The sequence below is a fragment of the Pseudomonas sp. LAMO17WK12:I5 genome (assembly GCF_900215165.1).
GTDB lineage: Bacteria > Pseudomonadota > Gammaproteobacteria > Pseudomonadales > Pseudomonadaceae > Aquipseudomonas > Aquipseudomonas putida_A.
On the sequence record NZ_OBDS01000006.1, the window covers coordinates 421588 to 430559 of the forward strand.

Sequence of the window (8972 nt, forward strand, 5' to 3'; positions counted from 1 at the left end):
TGTTTTTTTTCAAGGCAGCCCCCATCTTGGTTTCAAGTTTAATTCCATCTGATTACGGCCATATGGCCGCCGTAGAGGCGAAATCATGAAGACAACCATCGAATTGCCTCTCCTGCCATTGCGTGATGTCGTGGTTTATCCGCACATGGTTATCCCGCTGTTCGTGGGGCGCGAGAAATCCATCGAAGCCCTCGAGGCCGCGATGACGGGCGACAAGCAGATCCTGCTGCTGGCCCAAAGAAACCCGGCTGACGATGATCCCGGTGAAGACGCTCTCTATCGCGTAGGTACTATCGCCACTGTGTTGCAGCTGCTGAAGCTGCCGGACGGCACCGTCAAGGTTCTGGTCGAAGGTGAGCAGCGCGGTGCTGTAGAGCGCTTCAGCGAAGTCGACGGGCATTGCCGTGCCGAAGTCTCGCTGATCGACGAAGTCGACGCCGCCGAGCGCGAATCCGAAGTGTTCGTGCGCAGCCTGCTGTCGCAGTTCGAACAATACGTGCAGTTGGGCAAGAAGGTCCCGGCTGAAGTCCTGTCGTCGCTCAACAGCATCGATGAGCCTGGTCGCCTGGTTGACACCATGGCCGCGCACATGGCGCTGAAGATCGAGCAGAAACAGGAAATCCTCGAAATCATCGATCTGTCGGCCCGGGTCGAGCACGTGCTCGCCTTGCTGGATGCCGAAATCGATCTGCTGCAAGTTGAAAAACGCATTCGCGGCCGCGTCAAAAAGCAAATGGAGCGCAGCCAGCGCGAGTACTACCTGAATGAGCAGATGAAGGCCATTCAGAAAGAGCTGGGCGACGGTGACGAAGGTCACAATGAAATCGAAGAGCTGAAAAAGCGCATCGATGCTGCCGGCCTGCCGAAAGATGCCTTGGCCAAAGCCACCGCCGAGCTGAACAAGCTCAAGCAAATGTCGCCGATGTCCGCTGAAGCCACCGTGGTGCGCTCCTACATCGACTGGCTGGTGCAGGTGCCGTGGAAGGCGCAAAGCAAGGTACGCCTCGACCTGGCGCGTGCTGAAGACATTCTCGACGCCGATCACTACGGTCTCGAAGAGGTCAAGGAGCGCATCCTTGAATACCTCGCCGTGCAGAAGCGCGTGAAGAAGATCCGTGGTCCGGTGTTGTGCCTGGTGGGTCCTCCTGGCGTGGGTAAGACCTCGCTGGCAGAGTCGATTGCCCACGCCACCAACCGTAAATTTGTGCGTATGGCCCTCGGTGGCGTGCGTGATGAAGCGGAAATTCGTGGTCATCGTCGGACTTACATTGGTTCGATGCCAGGAAGATTGATTCAAAAGATGACAAAAGTAGGTGTGCGCAACCCGCTGTTCCTGCTCGATGAAATCGACAAAATGGGCAGCGACATGCGTGGCGACCCGGCGTCGGCGTTGCTGGAAGTGCTCGATCCGGAGCAGAACCACAACTTCAACGATCACTATCTGGAAGTCGATTACGACCTGTCCGATGTGATGTTTCTGTGCACCTCGAACTCGATGAACATCCCGCCGGCACTGCTGGACCGGATGGAAGTCATTCGTCTGCCGGGCTACACCGAAGACGAAAAGATCAACATCGCCGTAAAGTACCTGTCGCCCAAGCAGATTGCCGCCAATGGTCTGAAGAAAGGCGAGCTGGAATTCGATGAAGAAGCGATCCGCGACATCATCCGTTACTACACCCGTGAAGCCGGTGTGCGTGGCCTTGAACGTCAGATCGCCAAAGTCTGCCGCAAGGCTGTGAAAGAACATGCGCTGGAAAAACGCTTCTCGGTAAAAGTGACAGCTGACCTGCTCGAGCACTTCCTCGGCGTGCGTAAATTCCGCTACGGTCTGGCAGAGCAACAGGATCAGATCGGTCAGGTGACTGGCCTGGCGTGGACGCAGGTGGGCGGCGAATTGCTGACCATCGAAGCGGCTGTGGTACCGGGCAAAGGTCAACTGATCAAGACCGGTTCGCTGGGCGATGTAATGGTCGAATCGATCACTGCGGCGCTGACCGTTGTGCGCAGCCGTGCCAAAAGCCTGGGCATTCCGCTGGACTTCCATGAGAAGCGCGACACGCACATTCACATGCCGGAAGGGGCGACCCCGAAGGACGGTCCTAGCGCGGGTGTGGGCATGTGCACGGCACTGGTGTCAGCCTTGACCGGGATTCCGGTGCGCGCCGATGTCGCCATGACCGGCGAAATTACCCTGCGTGGCCAAGTGTTGGCGATTGGTGGTCTGAAGGAAAAACTGCTCGCGGCTCACCGTGGCGGAATCAAGATTGTGATTATTCCGGAAGAGAACGTGCGCGATTTGAAGGAGATTCCTGACAATATCAAGCAGGATCTGCAGATTAAACCGGTTAAATGGATTGACGAGGTCCTGCAAATTGCGCTGCAATACGCGCCGGAGCCCTTGCCGGATGTGGCTCCGGAGATAGTTTCCAAGGACGAAAAACGTGAGTCTGATTCAAAGGAAAGAATTAGCACGCATTAATACGTTTTTGCCTGGGGGGCTTCCTTGACAGCTTTTTAGAGCCCTTGTTATAAAGCGGCTCTTAAGTGTCTGTAGGCCATTCAGCACTCGTTTTTGCTTTCACCAAAAAACTTAGAATCATCTCAAAATAGATATAAGGGGACTTAGAGTGAACAAGTCGGAACTGATTGATGCTATCGCTGCATCCGCTGATATCCCGAAAGCTGCTGCTGGCCGTGCGCTGGACGCTGTAATCGAATCCGTCACTGGCGCTCTCAAGGCTGGCGACTCCGTTGTTCTGGTTGGTTTCGGCACTTTCTCCGTGACTGATCGTCCAGCTCGCGTTGGTCGTAACCCACAGACCGGCAAGACGCTGCAAATCGCTGCTGCTAAAAAGCCAGGTTTCAAAGCCGGTAAAGCACTGAAAGAAGCTGTTAACTAAGTTAGTTTGTTTCAGGTTTTTACCCATCCGGGTCGGGGTCATGCCTGACTTGGCAGCGGAGCGGTAGAGCAGGTCGCTGGAACAGCCGCCTGTAACGCCGGGATCGAGGGTTCGAGCCCTGTCCGCTCCGCCAGTTACGAGAAGGCGCATCCTCGGATGCGCCTTTCTTCTATCCGGATTCTACCCACGCTCCACGGTTGCCTAATTTTTGAAGTTCAACCGTTTCTGGGGGACGCATGCTGCAGAATATCAGGGACAATTCACAAGGCTGGATTGCCAAGACCATTATCGGGGTCATCGTTGCACTGATGGCTCTGACCGGTTTCGATGCCATTTTCAAGGCCACGACGCACACCAACGATGCGGTCAAGGTCAATGGTGAAGAAATCAGCCAGAACGAGCTGAGCCAGGCCGTTGACATGCAACGCCGTCAGCTGATGCAACAACTGGGCAAGGACTTCGATGCTTCCTTGCTTGACGAAAAAATGCTCCGCGAATCGGCCCTCAAGGGCCTGATCGATCGCAAGCTGCTGCTGCAAGGCGCAGAACAATCGAAATTCGCTTTCTCCGAAGGTGCACTGGATCAGGTGATCCTGCAGACCCCTGAATTCCAGGTGGACGGCAAGTTCAGCTCCGAGCGCTTCGACCAGGTGATTCGTCAACTGGGCTACACCCGCATGCAATTCCGCCAGATGCTGGCTCAGGAAATGCTGATCGGTCAGTTGCGCGCCGGTGTTGCCGGTAGCGGCTTCGTCACCGACGCCGAAGTGCTGGCATTTGCCCGTCTGGAAAAACAGACCCGCGATTTCGCTTCGCTGAACGTCAAGGCCGACCCGGCCGCGGTCAAGCTGACCGACGATGAGGTCAAGGCTTACTACGACGAGCACGCCAAGGAGTTCATGACCCCTGAGCAAGTGGTCGTCGATTATGTCGAGCTGAAGAAGTCTTCTTTCTTCGACCAGGTTGCGGTCAAGGATGAAGACCTGCAGGCGGCGTATCAGAAAGAGATCGCCAACCTGTCGGAACAGCGTCGTGCGGCGCACATCCTGATCGAAGTCAACGACAAGACCACCGACGCTCAGGCCAAGGCGAAGATCGAAGAAGTCCAGGCGCGTCTGGCCAAGGGCGAGAAATTCGAAGCGCTGGCCAAGGAGTTCTCGCAGGATCCGGGCTCGGCCAACAATGGCGGTGACCTCGGTTTTGCCGGTCCTGGCGTCTATGATCCAGCTTTCGAAAAAGCCCTGTACTCGCTGAACAAGGACCAGGTGTCCGAGCCGGTGCGTACCGACTTCGGTTACCACCTGATCAAGCTGCTGGGTGTTGAAGCGCCGGAAGTTCCGACCCTGGCCAGCCTGAAAGACAAGTTGACCCGCGAGCTGAAGACTCAACAGGTCGAGCAGCGTTTTGTCGAGGCGACCAAGCAACTGGAAGACTCGGCGTTCGAAGCGTCTGACCTGGCCCAGCCTGCGGCAGATCTGAAACTGACTGTGCACACCACCAAGCCATTCGGCCGTGAAGGTGGTGAAGGCATCGCCGCCAACCGCGCGGTGGTGACGGCTGCGTTCAGTCAGGAAGTGCTGGAAGAAAACGCCAACAGCACCGGTATCGAGCTGGACCCGGAAACCGTGGTCGTGCTGCGTGCCAAGGAACATCTGAAGCCTGAGCAGTTGCCACTCGAAGCGGTGAACACGGCGATCCGTGCCCAACTGACCAAAGAGCACGCCAGCGCTGCGGCCAAGACCAAGGCTGACCAGTTGATTGCTGGTCTGCGCGATGGCAAGACTGCACTGGACAAGGCGGTTGACGGCCAGAACTGGAAGGTTGTGACGGCGGCGACCCGTGCTCAGGAAGGGGTTGACCCGACTGTGCTGCAGGCGTTGTTCCGCATGCCGAAACCGGCAGCCAAGGGCAAGCCGACGTTCAGCAGCGTGACCTTGCAGGACGGTAGTCTGATGATTGTGCGTCTGGACGGTGTGAATGAAGCGGTAGCGCCGACTGATGAAGAGAAGGCGCAGTACCGTCGTTTCCTGGCTTCGCGTGAAGGTCAGCAGGATTTTGCGGCGTTCCGTAAGCAGTTGGAGAGTCAGGCGGACATCAAGCGGTATTGATGGTTGACTGAGTGGTAACTGGAAAGCCCCGATCTTATGGTCGGGGTTTTTTTTTCGCTTGGTTTTTGGGGCTTGGCGGCCTTTGGGCCGACCATGCTCTTGGGGATTGGGTGAATATCCGTTGCTTCGGGTGTGGCTTCTGGCGGTTTCGCTCTTACAGCGAGTCACTTTTCCAGACGCCGAAAAGTAACCAAAAGGCTTGGCCCCGGCGTTCGGCCCTCGCCGTGGCTCGGGTTCCTTCGTTACGGGATTCATCCGGGGGCATCGCCTCCGGTTTGCTTCGCTGCACCTCCTCTCGATGTGTTTGGCTTCGCCAAACGTCGCTGCGCTCCTTCCCCCGGATAAACCCCTCCACTCAGCCTGCCGATGGGGCCGGCACGGCAAGATCAAGAGCTTTCGGCGAGCTGACACTCGGCCATTTGAGTGGTGAAGAGCATGCGTTCGGCTTTTGCGCTACTGTGGGAGCTGGCCTGCCGGCGATGGCGGCCTACGAGCCGGCCTGTCTCTAACTGACTATCCGCAGATCAATTGTGGGAGCTGGCTTGCCAGCGAAGACGGCCGACTAGCCGCCCGGCCCCTCACAGACAAACATCCCAATCACACAAACCCATAGCCCCTCGCCCTCAGCACCGCACTCAAGGTCAAAACCAGCAACCCCACAACAATCCACGGAAAACCCCCAACCCCCAGACTCCCCAGCAGCAAACCACCCGCCAAACCACCCCCGGCAATCCCGACATTCCACAGGGTCACCAGCATCGATTGCGCCGTATCGGCAGCCTCTCCAGCGGTTTTCGCCGAGGCAGTCTGCAGCAGCGAAGGCATCGCACCAAACGCCAGGCCCCACACGGCGACGGCGAGGTAGACCACGGTCGCCGATTCTCGCCACAGGCCCAAGGCGATGGCGGAGAGCATGAACAGCAGCGTGCTGATCAGCATCAGTTCGCGTAGCCAGCGATCGATCAGGCTGCCGACGATCCATAGGCTCAGCACTGAGGCCAGGCCGAACACCAGCAGCACCCGGTCGATATCGCTGGCCAGTCCTGACGGTTGCAGGAACGGTGCGATGTAGGTGTACAGCAGGTTGTGGGCGATCACGTAGGTCAAGGTCACGAACAACACCGAGCGTACGCCGGGCAGGGTGAAGACCTGACGTAGGGGCAGGCGTTTTCCTGCGTGTTCTCCGGCAAAGTCCGGCACTTGCCAGCGCACCCAGATCACCAGCAACAGCGTCAGCGCAGTCATGATGGCGAAGCTCAGGCGCCAGCCGACCAGCGTGCCGAGTAGTGTGCCGGCCGGGATGCCCAGCGAGAGTGCCAGCGGCGCGCCAAGCATGGCGACGGTGATCGCCCGGCCTTGCAGGTGTGGGGCAACCATGCGGCTGGCGTAGCCTGCCAGCAACGCCCACAGCAGCCCGGCAAATATCCCGGCGAGCAAGCGTGCGGTCAAAGTGAGCCAGTACCATTCCGACAGGGCGGTGATGCTGTTGGCGATGGCGAAGCCGCCGATGGCTGACAGCAGCAATGGCCGACGACGCCAGCTGCGGGTGACGATGGTCAGCGGAATGGCTGCGAGCATCGAGCCAATGGCGTACAGGGTGACCAGTTGCCCGATCAGTGCCTGGGAGACATTCAGCCCCGCGCTCATTTGTGGCAGCAGGCCGGCGGGCATGGCTTCGGTCAGCACCGTGATGAAACCGGCGGTGGCCAGGGCCAGCAGGGCGCCGAGGGGCAATCGTTCGCGGGTGTCGACTGGCTGGGTGAGGGCCGAGGTCAGTTGTGCGTCGTTCATGAGTCAGCGTCCATGTGCCGAAGTGGGTGAAGGCCATAGGCTAGGGCGCTGCGCATTGGAGAAAAATGGGTTACGGTTCCGAACATATCGGACATGGATGTCGTGAATCGGAGGGGTGGAATGGACAGTCTGGGCAGTATTTCGGTGTTTGTTCAAGTCGCCGAGACCCGCAGTTTTACCGAGGCTGGGCGGCTGCAGGGCGTGTCGGCTTCAGCGGTGGGCAAAAGTATCGCCCGACTGGAGGCGCGATTGGGCGTGCGGCTGTTTCATCGCACCACCCGCAGCATCACCCTGACCAGCGAGGGCGCGCTGTTTCTTGCACGCTGTCGCAAAATTCTTGCCGAGGTGGAAGCCGCCGAGTTCGAACTCTGCGATTCCGCCTCGCAGCCCCATGGCAAACTGCGCATCAGCCTGCCGCAGGTGCACGGGCTGGTAATGCCGGTGATGAATGAGTTCATGGCGCTGTACCCGCAGATCGAGCTGGATCTGGACCTGACTGATCGCATGGTCGACGTGGTCGAGGAGGGCTTCGATGCGGTGATTCGTACCGGTCAACCACGAGATTCACGGCTGATGGCGCGGCCCTTGGGCGAGTTTCACATGGTGCTGGTGGCGAGCCCGTTGTATCTGCAGCAGCGCGGCGTACCGCAAATTCCCGCCGATCTGGCGGAGCACGCCTGCTTGCGGCACACCTTTCATGCCACCGGCAAGCTGGAGCCGTGGCCATTGATTGGCGAGGAGGGCGCGCCGGAGCCGAGCTTGCCGACGCGGCTGGTCACCACCTCCATCGAAGCCGTCAATCATGCAGCCCTGGCAGGGATGGGTATCGCCTGCCTGCCGGATTTCATGACCCATGAGGATGTGTCGCAGGGGCGCTTGCAGCGAGTGCTGGATGCGCATATGAAACACACCGGTCAGTTCTGGGTGTTGTGGCCCTCCAGTCGCCACGCCACCGCCAAATTGCGCGTCTTCATCGATCACTTGTCGCTGCGACTTTTTCCGGCAAACAAGGGTCAATAGGGTTGTAACGGCTTTAAGACACAATCCATGCGCCGCAGGGCCAAGTTCTGTTGCACAATACGCCCCGGACTGTTTTTCCTCAGGATGTTCAATGTTGATTTCAACTCCCATGCGTGTCGTTGGGTTGGCGCTGTTGTTGACCGCTGTTGCTGGCTGTTCGAAGGACAAGCCGATCTATGAGCATGAGAACTTCGATGATTCCGGCACGTTCTCGCGCAATTATCCGGTGGCCGACACCGCGAGTTGCGAGGCGGCCCGTCGTGCGTTGCTCAGCCAGGGCTACATCATCACCAGCAGTGACCCGAAACTGGTCAGTGGCCACAAGAGTTTCCAGCAGACCGGGGAAACCCACCTGGAAATCAGCTTCAACGTGGTGTGTGCCGAAGATGGCAGTGCCAAGCACCATGCCACGGTGTTCGCCAATGCCCTGCAGGATCGCTACGCGTTGAAGAAGACCAACAACTCCGCCAGTCTCGGGGTTGGCGTATTGGGTTCGGTGTCGATGCCGATCGGTTCTTCGGACGATTCGATGGTCAAGGTCGCCAGCGAAACCGTGACCTCGCAGAAGTTCTACGAGCGGTTCTTCACGCTGGTTGAGTTGTTCCTGCCAGCCGATGCGAAGAAAGCCGCGCACATCGAAGAAAAACCCAAAACCGATCTCGGTGTGCCTGAACCCAAGCCTGCCGCTGTAGCGCCGGTTACACCTGCACCGGCGGTAGAGTCAACGCCTGCACCGCCGCCAGCCGGGATTGTCGAGCCTGCCCAAAACATGACGCCGGCAGCCCCGGCAGCGACCCCGGCCCCGGTTGCGCCGACGCCAACGGGTTCTGAGCCAGTGGTGCCGCCGGCCGAGTCAGCGCCGATCACCCCGGCACCGAGTGCAGAGCCTGCACCGGCTACCGAAACGATCACGCCGCCGGCCAACCCGACCAATATCCCGCCGCCATCGGAGCCGATTCCGGCGATGCAGTAACACATACATCCCATGTGGGAGCAACTGTCTTACTGCCACCGTTCGTCACCGCCACTCTGTGCCGTCTCGCAGCATGGCATTCAATCTGATCAGCAGTATTCGCATACAGGCGATGAGCGCGACTTTCGCGCTCTTGCCCCGTTCTCTTAAGGATTCATAACGGGCCTTGAAGTCGGC

At 58.8% G+C, this 8972-nt stretch carries 6 protein-coding genes and 1 pseudogene; 5 read left to right on the forward strand and 2 right to left on the reverse strand.

Annotated elements, in window-relative coordinates:
• The first annotated feature begins 85 nt into the window (after positions 1-85).
• From lon to CRO59_RS13245, 3 genes are all read left to right on the forward strand, one after another.
• Positions 86-2482 (forward strand): endopeptidase La, encoded by a 2397-nt coding sequence (gene lon, locus CRO59_RS13235; RefSeq protein WP_003223634.1) that lies wholly within the window; start codon positions 86-88, stop codon positions 2480-2482.
• Between the two features lie 148 nt (positions 2483-2630).
• On the forward strand, positions 2631-2903 hold the full coding sequence (locus CRO59_RS13240) for an HU family DNA-binding protein (protein ID WP_008077714.1): 273 nt from the start codon (positions 2631-2633) through the stop codon (positions 2901-2903).
• 236 nt (positions 2904-3139) lie between these two features.
• Positions 3140-5011, forward strand: a complete 1872-nt coding sequence (locus CRO59_RS13245; protein ID WP_097087800.1) for a SurA N-terminal domain-containing protein — start codon at positions 3140-3142, stop codon at positions 5009-5011.
• 597 nt (positions 5012-5608) lie between these two features.
• On the opposite strand, the gene CRO59_RS13250 is transcribed toward CRO59_RS13245, so the two are convergent.
• Complete coding sequence (locus CRO59_RS13250; RefSeq protein WP_097087801.1) at positions 5609-6802, reverse strand: MFS transporter; 1194 nt, start codon at positions 6800-6802, stop codon at positions 5609-5611.
• Between the two features lie 120 nt (positions 6803-6922).
• On the opposite strand from CRO59_RS13250, the gene CRO59_RS13255 reads away from it, so the two are divergent.
• Positions 6923-7822: a LysR family transcriptional regulator gene (locus CRO59_RS13255; protein ID WP_097087803.1), complete on the forward strand. Its 900-nt coding sequence runs from the start codon at positions 6923-6925 to the stop codon at positions 7820-7822.
• Between the two features lie 91 nt (positions 7823-7913).
• Positions 7914-8795 carry a DUF2242 domain-containing protein gene (locus CRO59_RS13260; RefSeq protein WP_097087804.1) on the forward strand — a complete coding sequence of 294 codons (882 nt, stop codon included), beginning with the start codon at positions 7914-7916 and terminating at the stop codon, positions 8793-8795.
• A 45-nt stretch (positions 8796-8840) separates the two neighbouring features.
• On the opposite strand, the pseudogene CRO59_RS28970 reads toward CRO59_RS13260, so the two are convergent.
• Positions 8841-8972: pseudogene (locus CRO59_RS28970) on the reverse strand (IS110 family transposase); the annotation flags it as partial.